At 61.5% G+C, this 25,142-nt stretch carries 21 protein-coding genes; 2 read left to right on the forward strand and 19 right to left on the reverse strand.

What is annotated here, in order from left to right:
* Window positions 1-39: 39 nt before the first annotated feature.
* The 5 genes from K7R21_RS09585 to K7R21_RS09605 all read right to left on the reverse strand — a co-directional run bounded on the left by K7R21_RS09585 (window position 40) and on the right by K7R21_RS09605 (window position 5,037).
* Window positions 40-1,305: an MFS transporter gene (locus tag K7R21_RS09585; RefSeq protein WP_224983035.1), complete on the reverse strand. Its 1,266-nt coding sequence runs from the start codon at window positions 1,303-1,305 to the stop codon at window positions 40-42.
* Window positions 1,306-1,310: 5 nt separating this feature from the next.
* Window positions 1,311-1,721: a hemerythrin domain-containing protein gene (locus K7R21_RS09590; protein WP_224983036.1), complete on the reverse strand. Its 411-nt coding sequence runs from the start codon at window positions 1,719-1,721 to the stop codon at window positions 1,311-1,313.
* An 86-nt stretch (window positions 1,722-1,807) separates the two neighbouring features.
* Complete coding sequence (locus tag K7R21_RS09595) at window positions 1,808-2,989, reverse strand: hypothetical protein (protein ID WP_224983037.1); 1,182 nt, start codon at window positions 2,987-2,989, stop codon at window positions 1,808-1,810.
* Between the two features lie 89 nt (window positions 2,990-3,078).
* Window positions 3,079-4,614, reverse strand: coding sequence for an FAD-dependent oxidoreductase (locus K7R21_RS09600; RefSeq protein WP_224983038.1), 1,536 nt, complete (start codon window positions 4,612-4,614; stop codon window positions 3,079-3,081).
* 69 nt (window positions 4,615-4,683) lie between these two features.
* The gene (locus tag K7R21_RS09605) at window positions 4,684-5,037 is read right to left on the reverse strand and encodes a cytochrome c3 family protein (protein ID WP_224983039.1); all 354 of its coding nucleotides are present in this window, start codon (window positions 5,035-5,037) and stop codon (window positions 4,684-4,686) included.
* A 237-nt stretch (window positions 5,038-5,274) separates the two neighbouring features.
* Here K7R21_RS09605 and K7R21_RS09610 point away from each other — a divergent pair, with 237 nt between their 5' ends.
* Window positions 5,275-6,906: a sigma-54-dependent Fis family transcriptional regulator gene (locus K7R21_RS09610; protein WP_224983040.1), complete on the forward strand. Its 1,632-nt coding sequence runs from the start codon at window positions 5,275-5,277 to the stop codon at window positions 6,904-6,906.
* Window positions 6,907-6,986: 80 nt separating this feature from the next.
* Window positions 6,987-9,257 carry a Tex family protein gene (locus K7R21_RS09615; RefSeq protein ID WP_224983041.1) on the forward strand — a complete coding sequence of 757 codons (2,271 nt, stop codon included), beginning with the start codon at window positions 6,987-6,989 and terminating at the stop codon, window positions 9,255-9,257.
* Window positions 9,258-9,322: 65 nt separating this feature from the next.
* Here the strand turns inward: K7R21_RS09615 and K7R21_RS09620 are convergent, their stop codons facing one another.
* From K7R21_RS09620 to K7R21_RS09685, 14 genes are all read right to left on the reverse strand, one after another.
* Complete coding sequence (locus K7R21_RS09620) at window positions 9,323-9,769, reverse strand: hypothetical protein (RefSeq protein ID WP_224983042.1); 447 nt, start codon at window positions 9,767-9,769, stop codon at window positions 9,323-9,325.
* A 221-nt stretch (window positions 9,770-9,990) separates the two neighbouring features.
* Window positions 9,991-10,656, reverse strand: a complete 666-nt coding sequence (locus K7R21_RS09625; RefSeq protein ID WP_224983043.1) for a phosphatase PAP2 family protein — start codon at window positions 10,654-10,656, stop codon at window positions 9,991-9,993.
* A gap of 89 nt (window positions 10,657-10,745) precedes the next feature.
* Complete coding sequence (locus tag K7R21_RS09630; protein ID WP_224983044.1) at window positions 10,746-11,036, reverse strand: DUF2325 domain-containing protein; 291 nt, start codon at window positions 11,034-11,036, stop codon at window positions 10,746-10,748.
* A 44-nt stretch (window positions 11,037-11,080) separates the two neighbouring features.
* Window positions 11,081-11,827, reverse strand: a complete 747-nt coding sequence (locus tag K7R21_RS09635) for a DUF3793 family protein (RefSeq protein ID WP_224983045.1) — start codon at window positions 11,825-11,827, stop codon at window positions 11,081-11,083.
* 268 nt (window positions 11,828-12,095) lie between these two features.
* On the reverse strand, window positions 12,096-12,494 hold the full coding sequence (locus K7R21_RS09640; protein WP_224983046.1) for a hypothetical protein: 399 nt from the start codon (window positions 12,492-12,494) through the stop codon (window positions 12,096-12,098).
* Between the two features lie 36 nt (window positions 12,495-12,530).
* Complete coding sequence (locus tag K7R21_RS09645; RefSeq protein ID WP_224983047.1) at window positions 12,531-14,486, reverse strand: type VI secretion system Vgr family protein; 1,956 nt, start codon at window positions 14,484-14,486, stop codon at window positions 12,531-12,533.
* Window positions 14,483-15,478, reverse strand: coding sequence for a type VI secretion system baseplate subunit TssG (tssG, locus tag K7R21_RS09650; protein ID WP_224983048.1), 996 nt, complete (start codon window positions 15,476-15,478; stop codon window positions 14,483-14,485). Before tssG ends, K7R21_RS09645 begins: the two co-directional genes overlap by 4 nt.
* Window positions 15,475-17,250, reverse strand: a complete 1,776-nt coding sequence (gene tssF, locus K7R21_RS09655) for a type VI secretion system baseplate subunit TssF (RefSeq protein ID WP_224983049.1) — start codon at window positions 17,248-17,250, stop codon at window positions 15,475-15,477. The genes tssG and tssF overlap by 4 nt, the downstream gene beginning before the upstream one ends.
* 6 nt (window positions 17,251-17,256) lie before the next feature.
* Window positions 17,257-17,763 carry a type VI secretion system baseplate subunit TssE gene (gene tssE / locus K7R21_RS09660; protein WP_224983050.1) on the reverse strand — a complete coding sequence of 169 codons (507 nt, stop codon included), beginning with the start codon at window positions 17,761-17,763 and terminating at the stop codon, window positions 17,257-17,259.
* 29 nt (window positions 17,764-17,792) lie between these two features.
* Window positions 17,793-18,290 (reverse strand): Hcp family type VI secretion system effector, encoded by a 498-nt coding sequence (locus K7R21_RS09665; protein ID WP_224983051.1) that lies wholly within the window; start codon window positions 18,288-18,290, stop codon window positions 17,793-17,795.
* 34 nt (window positions 18,291-18,324) lie between these two features.
* Entirely contained in the window at window positions 18,325-19,809 is a 1,485-nt protein-coding gene (tssC, locus tag K7R21_RS09670; protein ID WP_224983052.1) for a type VI secretion system contractile sheath large subunit, read from the reverse strand.
* Window positions 19,810-19,822: 13 nt separating this feature from the next.
* Window positions 19,823-20,350 (reverse strand): type VI secretion system contractile sheath small subunit, encoded by a 528-nt coding sequence (gene tssB, locus K7R21_RS09675; RefSeq protein WP_224983053.1) that lies wholly within the window; start codon window positions 20,348-20,350, stop codon window positions 19,823-19,825.
* Between the two features lie 21 nt (window positions 20,351-20,371).
* Window positions 20,372-21,688, reverse strand: coding sequence for a type VI secretion system protein TssA (tssA, locus tag K7R21_RS09680; RefSeq protein WP_224983054.1), 1,317 nt, complete (start codon window positions 21,686-21,688; stop codon window positions 20,372-20,374).
* A gap of 9 nt (window positions 21,689-21,697) precedes the next feature.
* Window positions 21,698-25,141, reverse strand: a complete 3,444-nt coding sequence (locus K7R21_RS09685) for a type VI secretion protein IcmF/TssM N-terminal domain-containing protein (protein WP_224983055.1) — start codon at window positions 25,139-25,141, stop codon at window positions 21,698-21,700.
* Window position 25,142 lies beyond the last annotated feature (1 nt).

The raw sequence follows: 25,142 nt of genomic DNA on the forward strand, positions 1-25,142 counted from the left end.
TTTGAAATTTTGCCAGAATAGCGGTTTTCGCGAGCCCGGTCAAGCGGCGTGAGAGTACGGGGAGACTGATTCACATGAGGACGTTGCCGCAGCGCAAGTCACCGGGATCGTTTTCGTGGTCGAGCACGGGACACCCTCCGCCCCCGGTTCCATGCTGTGCAGGGCGAAGAGGAGGACGGCGCCAAGCCCGACGGTCCCCGCGGTGTGGAATACGGCGGCAATGCCGAGGCTTCCCTGCAGCAGCGCACCGCACAGGGGACCCGCTGCGAAGCCGAGGTTGAGCGCGGCGTTGAATGTTCCCACCGTCACCGCCATGCCGTGCCGCATCCCCTCTTCCACCAGAAGTGCGCTGCTGGCCGGTTGAGAGACGACGCTGCAGACGCCGATAGCCACGGTGAGTATGAGCATCTGGTAGAAACCGGGCGCCGCCGGGAGCAGAAAGTAGAGCAGGGAAACGGCGCTCCCCCCGGCAAGTACCAGCAGGCGGCGCGGCGCGCGGTCGGAGAGTTTGCCCATGGGACGCAGGAGCAGCGTCATGGCGACGGTACCGGAGGCGAGAATGATGCCGCTGCGCGCACCGGTCAGCCCGAGCTTCGCGGTGAGCAGGATGGGGAGAAAGGAGCCGGTGAGCGAGATCCCGAAGGCCCGGCCGAAGATGAAGGCGAGCAGCGCGCGGTAACTGCCGGGGCGATCCAGCTGCCAAAGCCGGAAAGCTGACGCTGCCTCATGTCGGCGTGCGTTGCCGGTACCGTGCCCACCGCCGGGGATGCCGCGCAGGGCGGCACAGAAAGCGGCGAGACACAAGAGGGCGACCGACATGAAGACGCCTGCGAAGCCAAAGGAGTCCTTGAGCAGGCCGCCGACCAGCGGCCCCAGGCACAACGCGCCGTAAAAGGAAATGTCGAAGGTGGCGAGAACGGTGCCGCGTTTTCCTTCCGCCGTGCAACTGCCGACCAGCGCCAGGAGCACCGGGCGGAACAGCGCGCAGCTCACCCCCTGCAGCAGGCGCAGCACGATGAGCGCCGGGACCGAGAGATTGTAGAGATAGCCCGTCGAGACCAGGAGGTAAAGGGCGAGGCTCACCAGCACCGCCCGGCGGTGCCCAACGCGATCCGACCAAGCGCCGAGCGCCGGGCTGCAGACGATCTTGGCGAGTGAATAGCAGACCAGCGGCAGCCCGAGCATGAGCCCACGCGCGCCGAGACTGAAGAGATAGGTCGAGAAGAAGGCGTCGGCAATACCGAAGCCGAGGGTTACGGCGAAGTTGACCAGGAACAGGATTCGCAGCAGATTGCGCTCCGGCATCTCGTTTACCCCCGCGCGGTGAGGAAGGCCTCGAAGAGCCGATCGTGTACTTCGATGTGCTCCAGCCAAAGCCGGCGGATCTGCTCCAGCTCGTCAGCAGGCGCCCCCTTCCCCAGAGCCAGGCGGTAGCGCAGCTTCGCCGTCCCGATGCTGATGGACTGGTGACACAGCCGGTGTTCCCTCGCCTTGGGGAAGTCCACCAAATCCATGAAGCGCTCCTCCGGCCCGATCTGGGTCAGCGTCGCCTTCACCAGTTGATCGAGCTCACCGCTCACGTCGCTTGAAGGCTGCCGGCGCAACTGGTCGAGCATCCGGTTCAGGTGGCCGATGATGCTTCTGTAGCGGCTGTCCCAGTGCAGGGGCTCGTGGTGCGGGTCACGCACGCTTGCGCTGTGGACCTGGCTGTTCGTTTCCATCCTTTCTTCCCCTTGGTGAAGGCGGGGGGAGAAATCCCCCCGCCGCCATTGCTGCGACGCCCGGCGGCTGCCGGGGCATCGGGATGTTAAAAGGTCATCTGCCACTTGGCGCCGGCGATCAGGGAACGCGGCTCGTTTTGCCCCAGGGAGTTCTTGAAGTCGTTGATGTAGTCGATCTCCGGGACGATGTTGATGTGCTTGCCCAGGGCATAGTTCAGGTTGATGAAGGACGCCATCCGGGCATCGGCATGCGCCATGGAGTTGTCATCGACCACGTAGGAGGCGCCGGCATAGACCATGGTGCGGTCGCTGGCGCGGTAGCCAACCTGGCCGAAGCCGCCAATGGTATGGGAATTCTTGCCGTGCAGGGTGTCGTAGTAGGCACCGTTGGCCTGGCCGGGGTTGGCCAGGGTGTTGCCGGTACCGTTGCCGGTGGCGGTGCTCATCAGGTCGCCGGTATTCTGACCGGTGAAGACGTTGTAGCTGAATTCCACCGGCGCGAGGTCCACCTTGCCGTGGAAGAAGGCGAGGTAGGAATAGATGTCGTGCTTGGTCGGGGTGGAGTTGTTGGTCGAGCTGGTCACCTTGTACACGTTGCCGGCGACGCCGCCGCCGTAGTTCCAGTTGTTGAGTTTCCCTTCGTAGCCTACGACCATCTTGGGGAGCATGGTGTCGTAGTCGGTGTAGGTGGCGGCATAGCTGTTGCCGGTCTGGCTGTAGGCGGCAGTAACGTCGGCGTTGGGCGAGACGTTGGTGGTGTTGTTGGCCTGGTTGCCGACGCGCGGCTGCATGGCGTCGACGTAGAAGCCGTTGTTCATGGTCACCTTGATGTTGGCGTAGCGGCCGTCCCAGAGCGAGCCGTAGCCGTTGAAGCCGCCGTCGCTGTCCCATACCTGCTGGGAACGGAACACGTAGGGGCTCGGCGTCTTACCGATGCGCAGCTTGCCCTCGCCGAAATCCCACTCGCCGTAGAGAAGCCGTACCTCCACCCCTTTGGAATACGCTTTCGGGTTGTACAGGCCGATCTCGGCCACGCCGGAGTATTCACCGTCTTTCACTTTCACCCCAACGAAGCTGTCGCCGAAGTTGTCCAGGCTGAAGTCGCTGTCGCGCCTTGAGGCGCCGGTGGTCGGGCTGTAGAAGGAGTTCTGGGTCCAGAAGGTTCCCAGCTTGATGTTGCCGTAGGCGTTGAGATCGATCGCCAGTGCGGGCGCGGAGCACGCGAGGGCTGCGGCAAAGGTCATGGCCGCGATGTTCATCTTCTTCATGGTACTGTTCCCTTTCGATTGGTAGTCGTTGAATTAGTTGCCATGCCATGCGCTGCCGTGGCGGGGTCACCGCCACGGCAGGTAAGAAGCTACTTGGTCATGCCGGCGTACTTGAGCGCGTTCTCGGCGGCGATACGTCCGGAGTTGATGGCGTAACCCGCGGTGCCGCCTCCCAAGAGCAGGTCGTAGCTGTCGCCGTACATGCCGCCGGAGTCGGTGCCGACCGCGTACAGGCCGGGGATCGGCTCGCCCTTGGCGTTGACCGCCTCGGTGTTGCCGCTGATCTTGACCCCGCCCAGGGTGCCCAGGTGACGCGGCAAGAGCTTGACGGCGTAGAAGGGACCGGTGGCGACGGGGCGCAGGTACTTGGACTTCTTGTTGAACTGGCTGTCCTCGCGCACGGCGGCGGACTTGTTCATGGTCTCGACGCTCGTCTTCAGGATCTTAGGATCCATGTTGAGCTGCTTGGCGAGGTCCTCGATGGTATCGGCCTTGAAGGCGAAGCCGCGCTTCCTGGTCAGCTCCTTGTTGAAGGACTCGTCGAATTTCACCAGCTTGGTCCCCTGCAGCACCCACTCGCCCAGCGGCATCTCGATCCCCTTCTCGACGGCCAGCTTCCTGGTGGCTTCGTCGAAGATGGAGTAGGCGGTGCCGCCGATCCTGGTGATGGCGTTGCCAGCGTAGGGCCAGAACTCGACGCTGGACTCGTCGACGTAGCGCTCGCCGCGCGGGGTGACCCAGAAGTAGGGCTGCACGGCCAGGGCGATCATCTGGTCGGCCGGGTGGAAACCGGGGAGACCCGGGCGGTACGCCTCGACGGTACCCATACCCTCGAGCTGCGCGCCGGCCTTTTCGGCCATCCTGATGCCGTCGCCGTCTTTGCCGATGTTGCCGACCGGGATCACGTCAGGGTATGCGACGTACTTCTTCATCATTTCCTTGTTGTTGGCGAAGCCGCCGGTCGCGATGATGACGGCCTTGGCCCTGACCTTCAGCTCCTCGCTCGACTTGTCCTTGGCCACAACGCCGACCACCTTGCCGTTCTCGGTAATGAGGTCGGTGCCCGGGGTCTCCAGGAGGATCTTGCCGCCGTGATCCACCACGTACTTCTCGAAGACGTTGATCATCCTCTGGCAGTGGAAGTCCCTCGGGTTCTTGTCCGGGTAGTCCGGGCCCGGGGCGATGACGTGCCAGGTGAGCGGGCCGCCGAAGCCGCCGACGCCGACGTACTCGATCTTCACGCCCAGGTTGTCGAGCCAGTCGATGGTCTCGGCGGACTTGTCCACGAAGTTCTTGGCCAGGGCGCCGTTGGCCTTCCAGTGGCTGTAGTTCATGATCAGCTTGAAGGCGAAATCCTTGCTGACGTCGATGCCGATACGCTTTTGCGGCTTGCTCTCCGCGGCGAAGACGCCCTCGCAGAAGCTGCCGGTGCCGCCCACCTTGGCCTGCTTCTCGAGCACAACCACATTCGCGCCCAGCTGCAGCGCCTGAACCGCGGCGGCCAGGCCAGACGTGCCGGCGCCCACCACGACTACGTCGGTTTTCATCTCCTTCTCAGCCATTGCCGGTGCGGCAAAGGCGAGCAGTGCGACGAGCACCGTCGCGATACCTCGAACTCTTCTCATCGATTCCTCCTCTTGATTCCCCTCAGGGGTTGGTGCGACGCGGTTTTGCCGCGTTCGGAACAGTTCGAGCTACTTGTCCTTGAATTCGAAGTCGCTGTGGCACTCCAGGCACAGGTACTCCGAAGGAGCGTGCACCCGGTGACACTTGAGGCAGGCCATTCTCCCCAGGTGGGAGTCGTGCGGGTTGTTGTGCATCCCCTTGGTACGCTCCGCCATCTTGTCGTAGCCGCCGTGGCACTCGAGACAGGCCTCGACGGCCGCAGCCGCCGTAGGTTTGTCCGTCTTGTGGCAGTCGGCGCAGCCGAGCCCCTCGGAGCCGTGTTTCCCCTTGATGTTCGCCGCCGAGGCCTCACCCTGCGGCAGGCACATCCCCGCCCCCAGTGCGACCAGCAGCGACAGCGCTACCAATACTTTCTTCCCCACGTGAACCTCCCATTCCTGTTGTTGGCTGATCATCATCGGGGCCCACTGCTGTGGAGCCGGCCCCGTTGCGTTGATTGTTGGCAAATAACGTGCTTTGCATGTGGGAATAGCAGCGAGCATGCCAGCAAAAACTCGATGGATATTCGGTGAGTTACAGTAAAGGCTCGTATACAACGTGGAAAATACCTATCATTATGATAAGGTGCTTTATTATTCTGATAGGCACAGGAGGCGGGGATGCAATCGGCGGATCTGGATTTACGGGAGCTACTATCCTTCCGTCCCGACGGGGGGACCATGTTTTTCATGGGGCGCAGGGCCATCATCTTCGATGCCATCGCCCTGGGGCTCTTGCGCAAAGAGTTAATCGATTCGCTGGGCGTGGCAGCGGCGCGCAGCATCCTGACCCGGTTCGGCTACGCCCACGGCAGGATGACGGCGGAGAGCCTGAAACTGGAGTTTCCCGACCTGTTCGCCGACAGCTGGACCGGACCCAAGTTGCACATGCTGCAGGGGATGGTCCGGGTGGAAGAGAACAAGCGCTCGGACGGCAGCGACGACGAACCGCTGGTCCAGTCCTTCTGGTACGACTCCTATGAAGTGGAGCAGCACCTGTTGCACCTGGGGCTTTCCGAGGATTCGGTCTGCTGGACCCTGACCGGCTTCGCCAGCGGCTACGTCTCGTACTGGAGGGGGGAGAAGGTCTACTTCATCGAGGACCGCTGCTGCGGCAAGGGGGACGCGGTCTGCCACGTCGAGGGGAGGACCAGGGAACAGTGGGGCGAGGCACTGGAACCGTATCTCCCCTACTTCGAGTCTGAGACCGGGGACGAGGTGTTCCAGAACCTGGCCAAGGCACTGAGGGACACCGAGGAGCGCCTGAAGAAACAGCGGCGCCAGATGTCGTGCCTCAGCCCTGGGGGCGAGGACTTCGGCTGCATCACCGCCCGCTCGGGCGCCATGCGGCAGGTGGTGGAGTTGACCCGGCGCATCGCCCGTGTCGATTCTTCGGTGATCGTAACTGGAGAGAGCGGCGCGGGCAAAGAGCGCATCGCACGGCTGATCCACGAAGAGTCGGCGCGCTCGGGTCGCCCGTTCGTGGCCGTTAACTGCGGCGCCCTCACCGAAACCCTCCTCGAGAGCGAACTTTTCGGTCACGCCAAGGGCGCCTTTACCGGGGCCGACCGGGACAAGATGGGACTCATCGAGGCGGCCCACGGTGGCACGCTGTTCCTGGACGAGATCGGCGAGATCTCCCAATCGATGCAGGTGAAGCTCTTGCGCGTGCTGCAGGAGCGGGAGGTGCGGCGAGTCGGCGAGAACAAGTCACGCCAGGTCGATATCAGGGTGGTCGCCGCCACCAACAGGAACCTCTCCGAGGAAGTGGGTACGGGGAACTTCAGGCGCGACCTCTACTATCGCCTGAGGGTGATCGAGGTGCGGGTCCCTCCCCTGCGCGAGCGCAACGAGGATATCCTCCCCCTGGCGCGCATCTTCCTGGAGCAAGCGTCCAAGCGCGCCGGGCGCAGAGTGACCGGGTTCACCCCGAAGGCTGCCGACCAGCTGTTGCGCTACACCTGGCCGGGTAACGTGCGGGAATTGCAGAATGCGGTGGAGCACGCCGTGGCGCTCTCCCTAGACACGCGGGCCGACCTCGAGGACCTGCCGGAAGAGCTCAGGTCGGCCCTGCCACGGCCGGGGGTCGTGGAGTCGGTGCGACCGCTGGAAGAGGTGGAGCGGGAATACATCCTGGCGGCGTTGAGGGTCACCGGCAACAACAAGGCACGTACGGCGGCCGAGTTGAACATCGGTGTCGCCACCTTGTACCGCAAGCTCGCCGAGTACGAGAAGCAGGGTTTCCTCCCCTGATGGCGGGAGGGAAAGTTCTTGCCCCCGGCGGCCAAAGAGTGTAAGAAGTACCTCTTTTTTCCGGAGGAGACTTTTTGAACATGAGCGCAACAGATACACCACAGTTACTTGAAATAGTTGTAGAAGAAAGCGGACTGCCGCGCGGCGGAGTGCTCGCCACGGTGGCGCTTTTGAACGAAGGGGGCACCGTCCCCTTCATCGCGCGCTACCGGAAAGAACAGACCGGCGAGCTGGACGAGGTACAGATCCGCGAGATCGAGGACCTGCTCAACTACCACCGCGAACTGGCCGAGCGCAAGGCGACCGTACTGAAAAGTATCGAGGAGCAGGGGAAGCTGACCCCGGAGCTCTCGGCACGCATCGCCACCTGCCGCAAGAAGACCGAGCTCGAAGACCTCTATCTCCCTTACAAGCCCAAGCGCCGCACCAAGGCTACCATCGCGCGCGAGCGCGGCCTGGAGCCGCTGGCGCAACTGGTCCTGGCACAGGAACTGACCACCGGTTCAGCGGCGGATGCCGCGGTGCCGTTCATCAACGAAGAACTGGGAGTCGCCGGCGCGGACGCCGCGCTGGAAGGTGCGTCACACATCCTGGCCGAGCAGCTCTCCGAGGACGCCGACCGGCGCGCCATGGTGCGCGACCTCACCCGCGAGCAGGGGGTCTTCTCCTCGCAGCTTCTCAGTGAAGGCGCCGACCGGGACGGCAAGTTCAAGATGTACTACGAGTACCAGGAGCCTCTCAAAACGATACCGTCGCACCGCATGCTGGCGATGAGGCGAGGCGAGAAGGAGGAGGTGCTGCGCCTCACCCTGCTCGCGCCGGAAGAAGAGATCGTGGCGCGCCTCAAGGGCGGGCTGATCAAGCGGGAGAGTATCTTTAAGGGCGTGCTGGAAGCTGTCGCGGCGGACGCCTACAAGCGGCTCATCGCGCCTTCCATCGAGGTGGAGTTGAGGCTCGAGGCGAAGACCAAGGCCGACGAGGCCGCCATTGCCGTCTTCGCGCAGAACCTGAGAAACCTGCTGCTCCTCCCACCGGCAGGAGGAAGGCGCGTACTGGGCGTCGACCCGGGCCTGAGGACCGGGTGCAAGCTCGCCGCCATCAGCGAGACGGGACGCTTCCTGGAGCAGACCACCATCTATCCGCACACCGGCGGCCCCAAGGCGGAAAGCGCCGGTGCGGAACTGGTGCGGCTTGTGGAGCGTCACGACCTGCGCCTGATAGCCATCGGCAACGGCACCGGCGGGCGCGAGACCGAGCTTTTCGTGCGCGAGGCGCTGCGTTCCGCCGGGGTAAAGGCGGAGACGGTCATGGTAAACGAGGCGGGCGCATCGATCTACTCCGCGTCCGAGATCGCCCGCGAAGAATTCCCGGAACTCGACCTCACCATCCGCGGCGCCATCTCCATCGGGCGCAGGCTCCAGGACCCGCTGGCGGAGCTGGTCAAGATCGACCCGAAGAGCATCGGCGTCGGCCAGTACCAGCACGACGTGAACCAGTCGCTTCTGAAGAAGGCGCTGGACGCGGTCGTGGAATCGTGCGTCAACTACGTCGGCGTCGATCTGAACAGCGCCTCGTGGGCGCTCCTCTCCTACGTCGCCGGTCTCTCCGAGAGCCAGGGACGCGCCATCGTGAAGCACCGCGACGAGAACGGAGCCTTCCCGACCCGGCAGGCGCTCCTGAAGGTCGCCCGGTTCGGACCGAAGGCGTTCGAGCAGGCGGCGGGCTTTCTGCGCATCCGCGGCGGAGACAATCCGCTGGACAACACGGCGGTGCACCCGGAGAACTACGCGGTGGTGGAGCGCATGGCGGCGGATCTCAACGTCACCGTGGCGCAGCTCGCCTCCGATCCCGCCCTTTCCGCGGGAATCAAGCTGGAGCGCTACGTCACCGACAGCATCGGCCTCCCTACCTTGCGTGACATCCTGGCCGAACTGAAAAAGCCGGGGCGCGACCCGCGCGAGCAGTTCCAGACCGCGGCCTTCCGGGACGACGTGGTCACCATAGCCGATCTGAAGGAGGGGATGATCCTGCAGGGGGTGGTCACCAATGTGGCGGCCTTCGGCGCCTTCGTCGACATAGGTGTGCACCAGGACGGGCTCGTGCACGTGAGCCAGTTGTCACACCGCTACTGCAAGGACCCGAACGAAGCGGTCAAGGTAGGCGAGATCGTCAAGGTGAAGGTGCTCTCCGCCGACCCGCAGACCAAGCGGATCTCGCTCTCCATCAAGCAGGCTGCGCCAGAACAGGTGCAAAAGAGCGCGGCGCCCAAGCAGCAGCCGAAAACCAAGGAGCAAAAGCCTGCCAACGACCTCTCCGGGTGGGAACGGGCGGGGTTCAGGATAAAGAAATAAAAAAAGAAGGGGCTGCCGGAATCATCCGACAGCCCCTTTTGCTTACTTCTTCTACTTATGCCCGACTAGCAGGCGCTTCTCAGCAGCTTGCGACCGGTCTTGAAGACGACCTCGACTTTGCCCGCCTGGCACGACGCTACGACGCCCGTCCCGAAAGTGGGATGGTTGATCAGCGTGTTGGCCTTGTACTTCCCTTCCATGCTGTAGGGGACCGCAAGATCCGGATCGAGTGGCTGGATCATCTCCTCCCAAATGGCCTCGTCCGATATCGCCGGGGCTTTGGCGGCCCTGGTGCGCGGTGCCTTTACCGCTTTTTCAGCCTTTGCTCCCTTCACGGTGGCGGCCTTTGGTTCTTTCGCAGGACGATGGTTGTGCTCGCTGCCACAGGTGTTGCATTTCACCCGCACCACCTGCCCCGCCACCATCGCCACGATGGTGTGGTTCAGCAGTGCCTTGCAACGCGTGCATTGCGAATCCACCATGTCTCCTGCCGTTAAAGCTCTTCTTTCCATTGGGCCTCCCTGACCTGTTTATGCTCAAACAAAAAAGGGCTTAACCGTCGGCGGCTAAACCCTTTCCATGCGTTATCTGATCGCGGCGGCACTCCCCGCTCATCTGCTACGTATCGTTGGTTTAAGCGTTCATGATATCTTCGATGTGCTGTTGAAATATAAGGGATTTCGGCCGGCGATGCAAGGGAAAAAACGGAAACGAAGGCACTCTGGGTGCGGCCCTACGGGAAAGGGTTTGCTTGATCCGGCGAGGTATGGCGGCGACAAAAAAGCAGGCGTGCTATCATCACGTCGAGCAGGATGGCGAGGTAACCACCAACGACGACGTCGCTCAAAAAGTGATAGTTGGTGGCGATCAGGGCAACGCCAAGCAGAACCGAGAGCAAGATGCCAAAGGGACGGGCCTCGGGATAGAAGCGCCAACCGGCGGCCAGAAGCGCCACGATGACCATCATGTGGCCGGAGGGGAAGCCATCACAGTGCTCTTTCATCTGGAACCAGTGAAAGCCGTAATCGCCGGGGTTGGTGAGCCAGTAGCGCGTATTGGACCTGCCGAAGGCAATCTTCAGCACTGTCTTGGCGACATAGGAGGTGGGCGCGAGCCAGAGAATCTCTTTGGCCAGCAGGGTGGCGCGATCGAGGATGCCCCGACCGGAGCGTAACACGTAAAAGCAGCAGGAGGCGGCAGTGGAGACCAACACCACCGTGAGCAGCAGGTCCGGAAGGTCCGACGTGGCACGGATCCAGTGCCGGTTCGAATAGAGGTGATCCCTGACGAAGACGGCAACCGGAATATCGAGATAGAACAGGCAAACGGCGGTGAAGGGAAGCAGTAAAGCCCCCATCACCGCCAGCCTGCGGGATGTCGCGTCAGTCACATCGGTCATGCAGATCCTGCCGTATCGTCTTGATGTTGAACACGCTACACCTAGCACAGATGCGGTTCAATATGAAGTCGAAACTGCAACACCCCAGCCTAATGGCTGTTGTGGGCGAGGCATTCGAGGCAGTTTCTGAAGGTGCAAACACCACAGGCATGTTCCATCAGCACCGGGATGTTGTTGGCCTTTGCCACCTGCATCGCCTCTATCTTGACGCGGTGCGAAACCTTGTTGGTGAAGATGACCATTGCGTCAGCTTTTCTAAGCTTCGCGGCTATGTTGGTTTCCGAGGTGCTGAAAAACTGAAGTTTAACCCCGGCGCGTTCTGCCTCTTCCAGGTAATGTTTTCCCAAGCGGTCCATTCCGCCGATCAGAGCTATACACATCGTGCCCTCCTCCGAGACACACACCTCGGTTTTGATATTCACTTTCACGATACAGCCAAAAAAGGGGTGACGTTCTGCCGGTACGAATCAGCGGCCGTAGTGGAACAATTCCTGAGGCACTCAAGAGGGTTGCATCCCGAAGCCAGGCGCTCAGACATCCTGCTGCGGCACTCGCGGTGGCATTCGGCCAGGCGCAGGCTCTGTTCAGGCTTGCCAAAGATCTTCCAAGGCCCCTGAACGGTGAAGGCAAGCGGCGCCCACCCCATGAAGCCGATCACGTCCTTCAGGGGGTACCCCAGGAAGACGCCAATCTCGTGCGGGAAGCCCTCACCCGTCACGCGCGTCTCCAGTTCGTCCAAAACGGCGTCGAAGTCGAAGACGTTCCCGTAACCGGCTTTCCCCAGGATGATGCGTACACTCTTCTGTGCGAGCAAAGCGCCCAGTGCCTCCTGCGAATAGAGCAGAAGCAGGACCGACGAACCGCGGTCGTCGAGAATGCGCACCTTGAGTCCGCTCTCTTCGAGGAGCGCGGCACCATGTTCTTTCCAGAGGAGGTAGAGGTTGCGACCGCAGGAACGGTGCTTGTTGGCGAGACAGACGAGGTTTGCGGGTTTGGCGCCTTGCAGCACTTCGGCGAGTTCCAATGCAAGGAAGGAGGCGAGACATTCTTCGTCGGTCGGGTAAAGCGGCGCGAACTCCTGCCAGGCAGCCCTTGACTTCGGGTTTACCCCAGGCGCACCGGCTGCGTTTACCGCCAACAGATCCTCTTTCACTCCAACAGCACCGTTCATGTCCCCTCCGAACTCCTGGTGCTGAGCATGCAAATCTCTCAACACTTTAACCACACTCACAACTAAACCGTCTACCAGAACCAGCCTCAAGATAATGAAAACCGTTATCATTTTTATAAAGAAGATAATCCCCTTTGTCAACAGCAAAATTTCTACGGGAGCTATTTGACTGGATGCTATGGAAGAAGATGAGGAAAGGCGGGACTTTGAGATTTGAAGATCGCCCGGCCTCTGCCGTTCGGCAAAGGCCAAGGCGTTTGTTGCTCTGTCATTTACCCCAAGGCTCAGTGAGCTGCAGGGATTTGTGCAAAGCTTCGTCTGCGGCAGCAATGTTGTCCGGTTGGCCGAGGACAGCCTCCACCCACTGATTGAGCGCATGCACGCGACGCACCTCGGGCACAGGGGAAGTCAGCAGCGACTCCAGCGCTGCGCTCTTCTCCTCGAAGTCGATATCCAGGTACCACAGGGCCAGCACGTAAGAAGCCATGCCCTGTTCGGACTTAAACCCTTTGCTCTCTGCCAGTTCGACCGCGGCCGCCAGGAATTCCAGGCGCTGGTCCCGCCCAATCTTGAAGTAATTGGTCAGGTCGCGCACCAATGCCGCGTCAAGCCTCTCCAGAAACTCCGCGCGCGCCACCTCGTTCATCTGCTCGATTCGAGTTTCCATGACACCTCCCCAGATGATGACTGCGGCCTGGGATCGCTACCGCCCGGACCGGTTCTGTTCAGGTTCTTTGGGGGGCTTTGGTTTCTCAGGTGAGGCCCGCGCAGAAACGGCCGGACTGCCTCCTTGGTTAATCAGCACATTGCTGCCGACGATGTTGACTCCCGCCGGGCTAATATCTATGAAGCTGTCTCCTACTTTCAGGCACACCTGAGTCAGGGATTCGATCACGATGTTTTTTGCTGAGAGGACAACTACCTCCTCCCCTGCCTGCAACGCGCACTTGGTTGCAACCTTTAGTTGCACGTCCGCGCCCAGTGAAAGGGAAAGGGTTCCGCCAATGGTTTCATTGCAGTCGCCTACAATTTCAACGTGCTGATCGCGCGACACCTTCTCCAGCCGGTCCCGGTTGACGATGAGGTGGCGATCCTGCCCAACCCACTCCACGGAGTCCTCATTCACACGGTTCACCTGCTCCCGCTGCGCGTGAAGGTACAGCTGCTCCTCACCTTTCTTGTCCTCGAAGCGCAGCTCATTGTGCCCTTGTCCACCGGGCGTCGAACACGACTTCAGACAGCTTTTGGTCTTCTCCGCGGGCAGTTGGTAGGGTGGCAGGTTCATCCCGTTATGAAGCTGGCCGATGATGACCGGCCGGTCGGGATCACCCTCCAGGAATTGAACCAGCACTTCATGACCGACACGGGGCAGAAATGTAGCGCCCCAACCGTTACCGGCCAGTGGCTGGCTCACCCTGATCCAGCAGGAGCTGCTGTCGTCGCCCTTCACTGCCCGATCCCAGAGAAACTTGACCTTTACCCGGCCGTACTGGTCGGTGTGAATCTCCTCTCCCGGCGGCCCCACGACCACAGCCGTCTGCGTCCCCTGCACGACCGGCTTTGGTGTAAGGCGTGTCGGGCGATATGGGGTCTGATGAGGTATGCAGACGAAGCTGTTGTGATAACTGGAAGAGGAACCTGTGGCGTATGCTTCCATCGCGTCATGCTTCACGGACACCAGGAGCAACTCCTTGCCCTCCCAGTTACTGTTGCAGTGATCTCTAAGCCTGAAGCGATAGCCGCTGGCAAAGGCACGACAATCGCTACTGCCGAACATAACGGTGGCCATTGTTTCTTCTTCCTCCATGCGGATCCTTGCCAGCCTGTCGCCTGCGCTCCTGCTGCCGTAGCAACCCGGAGCGTCATAGACCTCACATTTCGCCGTCTGTGTCTGGGCTACGGCGGGAGCTTCCGCTTTTAATCCCGTCCTTGGAATGGCGAAGTTGTAGTCATTAAGGGAGTACCTGCCGGAATGCATGTAGCGTGTGGTTTCCAGGGCGGTGATCACATCTTCGTTCCTGGTGCCGGTCGCGCTGGAACGCGATGAGGCGTTCTGCTGAAACGGACAAGGCGGATTGGCATCGGGAGAATCTGCGATGATCATCGTGTGCTTGCCGTCCTCATGCCGGAAAAAATAGAAGAGGCCTTCTTCCTCCAGAAGGCGGGACACGAAATTGAAGGCGGTTTCCCGGTACTGGACACAGAACTCTCTCTTGTCGTAACTCCCGCGCAGATCGAAGCGGTACCAGGAAAAACCATGGTTTTCGAATACCTGCTCCACAATCTCCGGGGTAGACCGGTTCTGGAAGATCCTTATGTCAGCACTTTTGCTAAGGGTCCAGAACCAGGGAACGAGTATGCATCTGTAAAAGGAAAAGCGGCTATCCTCACCCTCTTCACCGCCCGACCTGCCCTGGGTGAAACTGGCAATGGTCCCGTTCAGGTATCTCCTCCTGCCGTTAGTGAGGGTGATTGAGACAGTTGCGTTGCTGCCTGGAAGCGTTTGGAGTGGAATGGAGTGACGTTCGGAAAGTAGAGACAACTCAAAGCTGAAACTACGGGAGATCCCCTCCTCCCCGGTCAAATCCGTCAAGAGAAGTGCATCTTCCCCCAAAGTCGTGCGTATGGAAATGAGCCGGTCACGTTGTGTGAATGTCATGCTGTAAACCTCATTTGGTCGGGATCGAAGGTCACGAACGGGTCGGCATCAAGAACGGAGTCTGGCGCTTTGAGCCAGGTGGAACAGCCAAGCCTAGCTGCATCGGAAGTCACAACCCCGAGCCTACACCCGGGAACTTCCTCTCTCCTCAACATGAGCCTGGCCTCGAACTGGTATTCGGGTCCCACCAGGAACCTGACCAGTGAAGCTAGCTCTTTCAGTTTCCGGTCTGACGACAGATCGATGAAATCGTCGAAAGACATTGGCCCCAGACAAAGCCGGAAGGTAGATTCAATGTCGCAGGTCTGGCCGCCGCAGACGGCGTCAACACCGAGCTGGCAATTGTTCTGGCCCAGCATGGTCATCTCCGACGGCTCCAAGCCCACCATACGCGGTACAAACGACTCGACCTGGACATCCACGCTGAGGACATACTGAACGATCTGGGCAATGGTGCCGGCTGATGCTACCTGCCGACTTGCCAGCCCGCAAAACTGCAGCAATGCAGCCTCCGATGCTGAAAGCTTTTCCCGCAGTCCCTCGGTCCCCAGTCCGAGAAAGCTGAAGAGATGATTGGAGAAGACATCGCTGTTGTCGCTTTCCTTCTGTGGCAAAAGCGAGGTGCACTTCCACGCACGATAAAAGAGGGATACGAGGCGGTGGTGAAAGAGGTCGTAGAAGTCGCCCATTGCATGATCGTGCGCCCGTTCCCGCTCCAAAAGCAGTTCATGGTACCAATGCGGCAATACTCCCGCCGGACCGATTAGTCCCATCAGGGTAACTTCGACCTGGGTAGATCCGTCCTCACCGAAGGTAATCCCAGTGACGTCGCCTGCCGGAAAGGCAAATCCTTTCCTCACGGTGAAGCGGATCTTTTCCGTGTCTGGCGACGAGGCAGTTGCTACCTCGTGGCGGCCCCGCTGGATCCGCTCCAGCATACGAACCGTGGCAAAGAAGCCGCGGACAGATGGATTCGGCGCATGTACTCTCACAGCAGCACCTTGTCGCCGGTTCGGGCCGGCCACCGCTTGATGACCGCATCATTGCTTGCGCTCACGGCCACAAGCTGCACGAAGGAATTGATGGAAACGTACTGTCCCAGGAACCTCTCCAGAATCGACGCGAACAGGTAGACGCCGCTGCCGACGTACTTGTCCTCATTGAAGACAACCGTCACTTCCAATCCGCGGCAAAAGGCTGATCCTATTCTTCTGGTAACCGTGCGCGAACTCACTGAGACGATGCCGCTTATCTGGTGACGGGTGATAGAGGACGAGGCAAAGTCATAGAGGGACAGCAGTTGCTTCAGCGCTGCGGCACCTCCTTCTACGATGGAGATGTAATTCAGGGAGAGATGTGAGATCAGGCGACGTTGCTGCGAGCCATCGAGAAACGGACGTAAAGAGGGCGTCGGTTTGAGAAGACAGTTGATCGAGGTAATCGGGGCGGTGGACTCAGTCTCAAAGTCTCCGTTGGAATCGCCGAAAGGAATCCTGACAGGGAGGTCACGGTTGGAGCTGGTGACGCGGACCAAAACCGTTTCTTCCATCGGAACAGTGGCAGCATCGACAGGCTCACAAAGGGAAAGGAAAACCTCGGTGCCGGCGTCGTGCAGGCGCGAAGCCGGCCGCCGTTGAGACTGCCATACCCCTGCACTATCCTCTACGCCGTCCCCTGAAAACACCGGGCGGTAGCACTTTAGCTCACGAAGGGAAGTCGCCTCGTAAGTCATGACTTCATCGACACTCAGTACCTCGAAGGCCCCCTCACCTCTTACGTCAGGAACGATCCGGTACTCACTCTTGCCGTGGTTGTGCCTGATCGGCTCAGCAATCTTTTGGAAACTGTTGACGACGGGGGTCGCATAGAGGCAGAAAGTCTCCGGCCCAACCACCACGGACTCCGGCGCGTGCGTATCCAGGTAAAACAATAAATCGACGGCATCACCGGAGGCAGCACATTTCCAGAGTGCGGAGGTGCCAGTCAGATCGAGGAAAAGGAACTTGTGCGGAAAGGCGAAGTACTCGAGGAGCAGCCGATACCCAGGGAAAGACTGTTCCGGGTATGGCAGAAGTCCCTCATCTGAAGCGAAGCCAACAGGCCGCAGGCAAGCCGATGGCAGTTGCAGGGAATCAGCGGCCGAGGCACCGGGCGGCACATATTCAACAGAGCAAAGGTGATTCAGCAGCAACTGGTACAGCGGGAAAACGTGCTGGGGCTGACCGTTCAGATAAAACCGCAGCCTGTCCCCGGCAAAGGAGGCGCTGTGCAGCAACAAACGAACCCGCACCACCTGCTGCGCGCCTTTCACCAGCTTTACTGGCGCCTGCAAAGAGGCATCGATTACCTCCAACGGGCAGAGGGTGACAGGGTAGGTAGTCCTGAACTGGCAGGACACGCCGTCAACGGGTTTGGAGAAGAGAGGCGTCCCCTTGGGGACCTGGTAGCCCGCCTCCGGCACGTTCCTGAACAGGGGCGCGAACTTCACCACCGACAGAGACGGGATCGGCGCCGTCAATTGCGGATAGAGCACCTGTAACAGCGACTGGGTGATTTCCGGCACGCCGTCGTCGATCTTGCGCTGAATGCGGGCGCACAGGAATGCGAAGGCCTCAATGAGCCGCTCCGTGTGCGGGTCCTCGCACTTGCCGGGCTCGAGCAGTAGTCTCCCGGCGATCTTGGGATACTTTCTAGCGAAGTCGCTCCCCGTCTCACGCAGGAAGCTTAACTCTCTTTCGAAGTAGTCGAGGAAGTCATCGGACATGGGGACTCACGTGAGGATCGTGTAGGAGCCACTGTTGAGGTCGAAGTGGGTATCGAAGGCGGTGGAGACGGCTACCGGCTCTACCTGCAAGACGGCATCGATGAGGAAGCTGAGGCTACGCTCTCCTTGGAATTCGCCAAGCCTTACGGTCACATCCGTCAACCGCGGCTCGAAACTCTCCAGCAGTCGCACTATTTCCAAACGTATCGACTGCTGCACCCGGTGCGAGCGTGGGTTGTCGAGACTGAAATCACGGCTGCCGTAAGTGAGGATGGAGCGTTCCAGATGCGAAGGGAGGAGGACAGCCCCCTGCGAAGCCAGTCCCCGGTGCGACAGTCCCTTGTGCGTGGGGAAGGATCTGGTGTTGAACAGGTTCTCTAGGTCGCGCAGCACCGAGTCGATCAGCGACTTCACGCTGCTGCGGGAGGAGCAGGCGTTGCCAACCGGACCTTCCAGCCCATGGTCGATGAGCCTGTCCAGTAAGGATTGTCTCGGTTCCGGCTGGAATCGCATGTGCCCCCCCGCCACCTGCCACGTTACGATCAGACTTTCTTGTTGGTCTCCAGGTTCCATCCTGCGGCAACCTGTCCTCCGCCGGAGCCGTCGGAGCGGTTTTGCTGGGTGTAGGCGAGTTCGATCTTGCCGTAGTTGAAGGCGATCTCCTCAACCGGAATGGCTTCGCCGCCGTGGGCGCTGCCACCGGGGCGGTTCAGGCTGATGATCACGTTACTGAGCTTGTACTCCATGTATTTCAATTTGTCCCCGCCGGCCCGACAAATCTCCAGGGTTACGCTGGGGATGTGCCTGCCGGTGGCGCAGGCTTCGAACAACTTCGGGCTCGCCTTGTCCAGCACCTTGACGACGCTGAAGTCGGAGAAACTGGCGCGCTCTGCGGAAGCGCCGCCCGCACTGCTGGCGGTGCCGGAGGTGGGCTGGGTGACGGAGAAGTTGTAGGAGAGGACCTCGATCCAGTCCCTGTGCTTGTCGTCGCTGCTCTCTCCCGGTATTCCTTCTATCTTCAAGAATGCATCAAAGGCCATGACGTCCTCCCTTTCATGGTGATCTCAACTTCGGTCAGCTCGTCCGGGGCGAAGGGAGATTGGCGACGAGCCGCAAGGAAATGGTCAATTCATCCAGCTGATAGTGCGGCTTCAAGAAGGCAACCGCACGATAGCATCCCGGCCGCCCCGGCTGGTCAAACACCTCGATCCTGGCCTCCCGCAGCGGGAAGCGCGCCTTCATCTCCTGCCCGGCATCGTCGTCCAGGAGCACATAACGGCTGATCCACCGGTTTAGGTGATCCTCGACGTTCTTCCTGGTCCCGAAGCTGCCGATCTTGTCTCTCATCATTGCCTTCAGGTAGTGGGCGAAGCGCGACACGGAGAGGATGTACTGCAGCTGGCAGGATAGCCGGGCATTGGCGTTGGCGGCGTCGCTGTCGTAGAGCTTTGGCTTGTGGGCGCTCTGGACGCTGAAGAAGGCGGCCATGTCAGTTCCCTTGCAGTGCACCAGGGGGACGAAGCCGAGGTCGGCGAGCTCCTTCTCACGCCGGTCGGTGATGGCTATCTCAGTCGGGCACTTCGCCGCCAGTTCGCCCTCGCCGGTGTCGAAGGTGTGAATGGGGAGATCGGTTACCGCCCCGCCCCCTTCCACGCCACGAATGGCTGCGGTCCAGCCGTACCTGGAGAAAGCATCGGTGATGCGGCCGGCGAGACAGTAAGCGGCGTTGCCCCAGAGATAGTTGCCGTGGTCGCCGGCCACGTTCTCCTCGAACTGGAACGATTCCACCGGGTCAGTGTCCGGCCCGTACGGCAGCCGCATCAGCACGTGCGGCAGACATAGCGCCACGTACTTGGCGTCTTCGGACATCCGGAATGAGCGCCACCGGGCGTAGTCGGCTCCCTGGAAGACCTTGGCAAGATCCCGCGGCCCGTCCAGGTCTGCGTAGCTGTCCACGCCGAAGAGGGGCGACGACGCGGAGGTGATCAGGGGAGCGTGCGCCGCGGCGGCAACTTCAGACATCCGTGTCAACAGCGACAGGTCCTGCGGCGTGTTGCCGAACTCGTAGTCGCCCACAAGACAACCGTAAGAGGCGCCGCCGAAGCTGCCGAACTCCTCCTCGTAGATCTTCTTGAAGAGCGTGGACTGGTCGAACTCGGCCGCTTTCTCCATGTCTTTGGCGATGTCCTGCTTCGAGGCGTTCAGCACGCGGATCTTCAGGTTACTGCCCGTCTCCGCCTGGTGCACGAAATAGGAGAGCCCGCGCCAGGAGGCCTCCAGCTTCCGGAACTCGGGATGGTGAATGATCTCGTTCACCTGGTCGCCGATAAGGCGGTCGATCTCAGCGATCCGGGCATGGATCATTCGCTCGAGGTCGCCGCCGGGGACCATCTCCCCTGCCACAACCTGCTGCACCAGTTCGACCAGCATCTCCTTCGCGTAAGGCTTTTGCTCGTCGCAACGCGCCAGGCGCCCTTCGCTTACGATGAGATCGATCAGATCGGTGGCAGTGCCTGCTTCGGCGCACGCTACGCCCTTTTCTCGATTCAACTCTTCCATGGTTCCCTCCTTTTCAGGCGCTCTCGCCGCCAGCTCCGCTGCCGCCGAAGGGACGGTGGCAGATGGCCTTAAGGGCCTCGCCGCCAGCCAAAAGATCCTGCAGCAGTTCGTCCAACCGGTCGTTGCCGTCCAACCGGTTCAGTAGATCGGAGAGTCTTCCCCGCGCCTCGACCAGCTTCCGAAGCGGCTCCACCTGCTGCACCACGCGCTCGGGATGGAAGTCCTCCAGCGTGGTGAAGCGCAACTCGACCGCAAGCTGGGAGCCGTCGCTGCACAGCGTGTTGTCGACCCTGAAGGCGAGCCGAGGTTGGACAGCTTCCATGACGCGGTTGAAATTGTCCCGGTCGACTTCCACGAACTTCCTCTCCTTAAGCTTGGGCAGAGGAGGGTCCGGGGTTCCGGACAGGTCGGCTAGCACACCCACCACGAAAGGAATTTCCTTTACCTCCACGCCGTCCTCGACCTCGACGTCGTAGGTGATGCGGACCCGGGGCGCCCTCACTCTCTCCAGCCTGTGTTGCAGACTTTCTGAAATAGCCATGGTCTCTCCTCCTGCCGATCCCTAGTGGGGGTACGGCATTGCCTTGGTGACGTCGAGCAGACAGATGCGCTTGAACAGCGCGCGGGCAAGGTCGAGGTCGCTGTCGCGGGGGCCATCGGCTTGAAGACAGCGGTAGTAGGCGGCCAATACTTCGGCGATCCAAAGTGGCGACTCCCATCGCTCCAGATGTAGTTCCTCGATGGTTCCGTGCAACTCCTCCATGATCGGCCGGGCCAGGTCCGCCCTTCCCGCTTCAAGGCAAAGCTTGGCCATCAGGAGCCTGACCCGGTTGCGATCTCGCAACGACTCGGTGCCATTACCGGCGAAGAGCAGCATGGCCACGGCCTCCTGCAGCTGCCCCGCCGCGACCATGGCCAGCGCATCGCGCCACAACGCATGCTCAGGGAGCTCCCCGGCGCAATCGGCTGCAGCGGCTGCAGCAAGGTCCGGCACCGGGTGCAGGGCGGCCTCTTCCCCTTTGCTACCGTTCACAACGCGCGCCGCTTTGGTACGCCCTGCCGTCGGGGCGGGCGCCGCGTTGCCGGCATGGGCCCGGTAGAGCGTATCGACGAGCTTACTGCAACCGTCGATGGCCGCGGCAAGCTCGCCCACAGTCGGCGCCGAGGACACAAACTTATCCTCGAGCACCGTTGCCAGCCGTTGCACTCGTTGACTGCACCTGAGCAGCCCACCGCGCAGCGCGGCGGCATAACCTGCGCTGGAGCGAGCGACTGCGGCATCGAAATCCTCAGGACTCACCGCCGACTCGGCCAGGAGTTGGTCACGGCGGCTCTTCTTACACTCGTCGATTTCTCCGTAGCGGTCCTTGACCTCCGCCTCCGAGCCCACCTCCCGGGATTGCCGCCATTGAAGCCACGAGTAGCCGGGCGTGAGCGCCGGGTCGGTAAGCGGGATCTGCCGAACGTGTAAAGCAACTTTCCCGTCCAGGAACTGGAAAGGGGTGGCACGGTACTCCAGGTCCCCCTCCTCCGTCTGCGGATACACCGTTTCCCAGAAGCGCTCGGCAAGACCCGTGATCAGCTCGAGCCCCAACTCCAGACCGGCAAAACCTTCGGTGACGGTCAGCCCTTCGGCAAGCCACGCCGCTATCTGCAGGTCCTTGGTCTTTTCTCCCAGTGCTGCGGTAGCAAGAGAAATGGCCTTGTCCCAGTTCGCCTGTTTGACGTCGTGCTGCCAGTCCCCCATGGCAACGGCATCCTCGCAGCGGCGGGCCTCCATGATCTCCTCGTAGACAGTCGTGTAGCGGAGGTCGCTCCCGGCAGGGCTTTCTGAAGAGATGGGCAGCAGCAGCTTCTCTAGGCAAAGGTCCCTGATCATGGTGTCCCCCTAGTCCCAGCACTCCGCAATCTTCACTGGGACCCGCGCAGGGAGCGATTCTGCCGGCTGGGCAGCCAAGTCCCCCGCACCAAAGAGCTGGTAGTTGACCTTGATGAAGCGTACCCCCAACCGGTGCAGGGCCTCTTTTTCCTGGGGGAAGTTGGCCGGATAAAAGGTGTGTCGCCCCGCCGGGAAATCGCGCAGGAATTCCGCAAAGCCGCGGCTACCGGGGTATCTCCTGGTGAGCGTGGTGTCGCCGACATCGATCTGCAGCACGACATCACTGCAGGCCTCGGGCATGTAGACAAACGGCCTACTCACCGGGAAGTTCATGTTGACGATGGACTGCACCCCCGTGGCGCAATGCAGCTCCAGCCGCGTCCCCTGGGGCTTGATGCGCGCCTCTGCGTTGGCGTCGGTGGGGAGCCCCTTGATGGTGACGTTGTAGACCGGTTTGGGCGAGGCGGCTGCGGCAGCAAGCTTGGCCTTTCCCCCCTGCGCCAGGAAAGAATAGAACTCCGGCTTGAACGGTATCGAGCCGCCGAGCGCCGACTTCGGGAAGTAGCCCCGTGCCGGGCTCCAGCCGATGAAAGGGTTGACGTAGTCGCCAACGTATTTCCAGACCGGCCCGTCCTTGCCAAGAAGGTACTGCAGGGTCTGGGGATCCCGGCTCCCCTGCACCTCCTTCAGCACCGTCTGCTCCCACTGGGCCTGCAGGACGCAGGCGGTCTCCATGCGGATATAGGTGCCGTAGAAGGTGATGGGGCCGTAGATGAGACGGGTGAAGATCTCGTCGTCCTGCCCCCGCACGAGGAGCTGGTTCAGCCGCTGGGCGGCCTCTGCCGCCTGAAACAGCGGCGACTTGCCGGCCTCGCCAGAATCACTGAAGGCCTGCAGCGCCATCCGGTGCGCCAGCGCTCTCGATTTGGCCACTGGAGCTATCTGCGCGACCGCGTTCAGGTATTCCCTGGCTAGGTTGGCACCGTCGCCGTCGCTGGGGAGATCCTGTTTCTTGCCGCCGAGCCGGCCGATAGTCCCGGCCACCCTGCTGGCTTGCCCGGAAAGGGAAGAGGCAACCCCGGCAGGACCGGCGCTTTTCATGGCTTGGAACCGGTAGAGCTCCGCCACCCAGACCGGCAATGGTTCGGATGGATCGAAGGGCTGTAGCTCCGTAAGGGCGCGTCGCATGAAGTTGAAGTAGGGGCTCTGCTCCCCCGCCATGACGGCCGCCGCACTCTGCCACTCCTTAGGTGGCATCAGCCTTAGCGCACCGCTTGGCAACTGCGACGCGAAGGTCTGCCAGGCGTTGAAAGAAGCCCCGCGGTAGCTGCGCCAGAACTCCGCACGCGCCCGCTCCAGAACGCCGCGATCGGGGTACGCGGAGCTTAGTTCTCCGAGCAGGCTGGTTACCCGCTCTCTGCCGTTACGGGTGAAACAAGGGGCCAGCAGGGGTTCCCCCAGCAGCGTCCTGGACCCGCCCCAGAATTCCTGCAATGCAACCGGCCGCACCGTTTCCTCCCGGTCCGCGTACCCCAGCACCCAACTGAAGTCCGCACCTTTCAGGATCACCAGGCGCTTGAGCAGCTGCTGCAGCCGTTGCAACTCCTCGGACATCTGGGCAGGGTCGGCAAGCCAGGCGACGTAGGCGAGGTAAAGGTTGCCGGCGGCAGGGTCGGCCCATCCCTGTGCTTGCGACGCCAGTAGCTGGTAGGCCGGGGCCGGGCGCGCAGCCAGGTCCGTTTCATCCTCGCCAGCCAGCCTTCCTTTCAGGAGGTTGCAGCGCCGGCTCAGGTGCAGAACCAGGCCGCCGAAGGCGGCATCGGGGAGGGTTGGAGAGAGAGCGTCCAACGCGCCGGTCATCTGCGCATCGAACGGAGCCAACAGGTGTTTTCTGTATGCCAGGCAGTAACGTACTTTCAGGGCCTGCTCTACTTCGCTACTGCGGGTCAGACCGAAACGGGGCACCCACCAGTTCCGGTTCTTTTGTTCGACGTCGACAATAGCGCGCCGCATGGTCTCCAGCACGGCAAGATCGGCGGCGGTGTTCCCCTGCAACTGTGGCATGCCGGCCGACGCGACGGATGCCTGGCGCAACACCCCGACGTTCTTGACGAAGGCGATGGTCAGCATGGCACACAGCGAGACGCCCACCAATAGCCAGCATACCAGGGCCAGGTTGTCGGAGAGGCGTTGCCACTTCAGGGTGCGGGCACTGGGACTCCACAGCCCGCGATCCCGAGGGAGAACTTTTTCGAAGAAATCGTGGAGAAACGGCGCATGAGCCACGGCCGGGTGCTGCCCGTCGGCCATGGGGCGGGTGAGGGTTCGGACCGGTAGCGCGCTGCAGAGGAAGATGCCGCGGAGAAGCGGCGTCTCCTGGTAGTGGTTCTTGCCAAAGGCGGCAGGCATCAAGAGTTCGAGCCCCGGGCGCAACGCGCGCAAACGATCCGGGAAAAGGAGCAGACGGCCGGTCGGAGGCGTTGCCGCAGCACGGTGCAGCAGCAACAGACGCAACATGCGCAGCTGCCCGTCGATCAATTTCCAAAACCGCTCCAGCAAGCGTGGCACATCGCCATCGACCTCGCGATTCAAAAACCCCATCGGCTGGTCCAGGGGCTCAGGCGGCAGCTCCGCGCAGAACTCGCTCATGCCGCTGACCAGGTCGCACTTGGTGATGAGCAGGTATACCGGGAAAGTGACGCCCAGGTGGCGGATCATCTCCTCGATGCGGCTGCGCAGTTGCCGTCCCAGTTCCTCCAGTTGCACGGGGTCCCCGGCCGCCAACTGGTCGGCAGCCACGGCGACTATGACGCCGTTGATAAGCTCGGTCCTGCGGTACCTCTTCAGCAACGACAAAAAGGTGAGCCACTCCTCGTGATCCGAAGCCGGATCGATCGGCAGGGCATAGCGTCCCGCAGTATCGATCACGATCCCCTGATCGTAGAAGTGCCAGGAGCAGTTGGCCGTTGCCTCTCCTTCCGCCCCCTTGGAAAACGGCGACAACAACCTGGCCCCTCGCACCGCACTGGTCTTGCCCGAGCCGCTGGCGCCGACGACCAGGTACCAGGGCAGCACGTGCAACGGATCCCCTTCCTGCTTGAGGTGGGATGCCTTTAGGGCGCGCACCGCCGATCGAAAGTTCTGCTGCAGATCGAAAATCCGTTCCCGCCGCGCCGGTTCCACCGGCGATGGATCCAACCGGGCCGATTCCTCGTGCGCCGGGTGTGCCGACGGGTCTGCCGCGGCGGGTTCCGGCCGCTGTTTCTGCCGCGCGCGCAGAACGAGCTTTTTGAGCCCTTCCAGAGCCCCCCACAGCAAGAGCACGATTAAGGGCAGGAAGATGCCGATGCGCCACGGCCAGGAAAGGAGCGGGATCATCACCAGGGAGATCAGCATGATGGGAAGCAGCGCCGCGCCAAAGAGCACGTATTTACAATAGATGAGCCACTTCACG

This window comes from Geomonas agri, from assembly GCF_020179605.1.
GTDB classification, from domain to species: Bacteria; Desulfobacterota; Desulfuromonadia; order Geobacterales; family Geobacteraceae; genus Geomonas; species Geomonas agri.

What these genes read in the sequence shown, in the direction of transcription:
- K7R21_RS09585 (WP_224983035.1), bottom strand. Translation starts at nt 1,305, where the DNA reads ATGCCGGAGCGCAATCTGCTGCGAATCCTGTTCCTGGTCAACTTCGCC.
- K7R21_RS09590 (WP_224983036.1), bottom strand. Translation starts at nt 1,721, where the DNA reads ATGGAAACGAACAGCCAGGTCCACAGCGCAAGCGTGCGTGACCCGCAC.
- K7R21_RS09595 (WP_224983037.1), bottom strand. Translation starts at nt 2,989, where the DNA reads ATGAAGAAGATGAACATCGCGGCCATGACCTTTGCCGCAGCCCTCGCG.
- K7R21_RS09600 (WP_224983038.1), bottom strand. Translation starts at nt 4,614, where the DNA reads ATGAGAAGAGTTCGAGGTATCGCGACGGTGCTCGTCGCACTGCTCGCC.
- K7R21_RS09610 (WP_224983040.1), top strand. Translation starts at nt 5,275, where the DNA reads ATGCAATCGGCGGATCTGGATTTACGGGAGCTACTATCCTTCCGTCCC.
- K7R21_RS09615 (WP_224983041.1), top strand. Translation starts at nt 6,987, where the DNA reads ATGAGCGCAACAGATACACCACAGTTACTTGAAATAGTTGTAGAAGAA.
- K7R21_RS09620 (WP_224983042.1), bottom strand. Translation starts at nt 9,769, where the DNA reads ATGGAAAGAAGAGCTTTAACGGCAGGAGACATGGTGGATTCGCAATGC.
- K7R21_RS09625 (WP_224983043.1), bottom strand. Translation starts at nt 10,656, where the DNA reads ATGACCGATGTGACTGACGCGACATCCCGCAGGCTGGCGGTGATGGGG.
- K7R21_RS09630 (WP_224983044.1), bottom strand. Translation starts at nt 11,036, where the DNA reads ATGTGTATAGCTCTGATCGGCGGAATGGACCGCTTGGGAAAACATTAC.
- K7R21_RS09635 (WP_224983045.1), bottom strand. Translation starts at nt 11,827, where the DNA reads ATGAACGGTGCTGTTGGAGTGAAAGAGGATCTGTTGGCGGTAAACGCA.
- K7R21_RS09640 (WP_224983046.1), bottom strand. Translation starts at nt 12,494, where the DNA reads ATGGAAACTCGAATCGAGCAGATGAACGAGGTGGCGCGCGCGGAGTTT.
- K7R21_RS09645 (WP_224983047.1), bottom strand. Translation starts at nt 14,486, where the DNA reads ATGACATTCACACAACGTGACCGGCTCATTTCCATACGCACGACTTTG.
- tssF (WP_224983049.1), bottom strand. Translation starts at nt 17,250, where the DNA reads ATGTCCGATGACTTCCTCGACTACTTCGAAAGAGAGTTAAGCTTCCTG.
- tssE (WP_224983050.1), bottom strand. Translation starts at nt 17,763, where the DNA reads ATGCGATTCCAGCCGGAACCGAGACAATCCTTACTGGACAGGCTCATC.
- K7R21_RS09665 (WP_224983051.1), bottom strand. Translation starts at nt 18,290, where the DNA reads ATGGCCTTTGATGCATTCTTGAAGATAGAAGGAATACCGGGAGAGAGC.
- tssC (WP_224983052.1), bottom strand. Translation starts at nt 19,809, where the DNA reads ATGGAAGAGTTGAATCGAGAAAAGGGCGTAGCGTGCGCCGAAGCAGGC.
- tssB (WP_224983053.1), bottom strand. Translation starts at nt 20,350, where the DNA reads ATGGCTATTTCAGAAAGTCTGCAACACAGGCTGGAGAGAGTGAGGGCG.
- tssA (WP_224983054.1), bottom strand. Translation starts at nt 21,688, where the DNA reads ATGATCAGGGACCTTTGCCTAGAGAAGCTGCTGCTGCCCATCTCTTCA.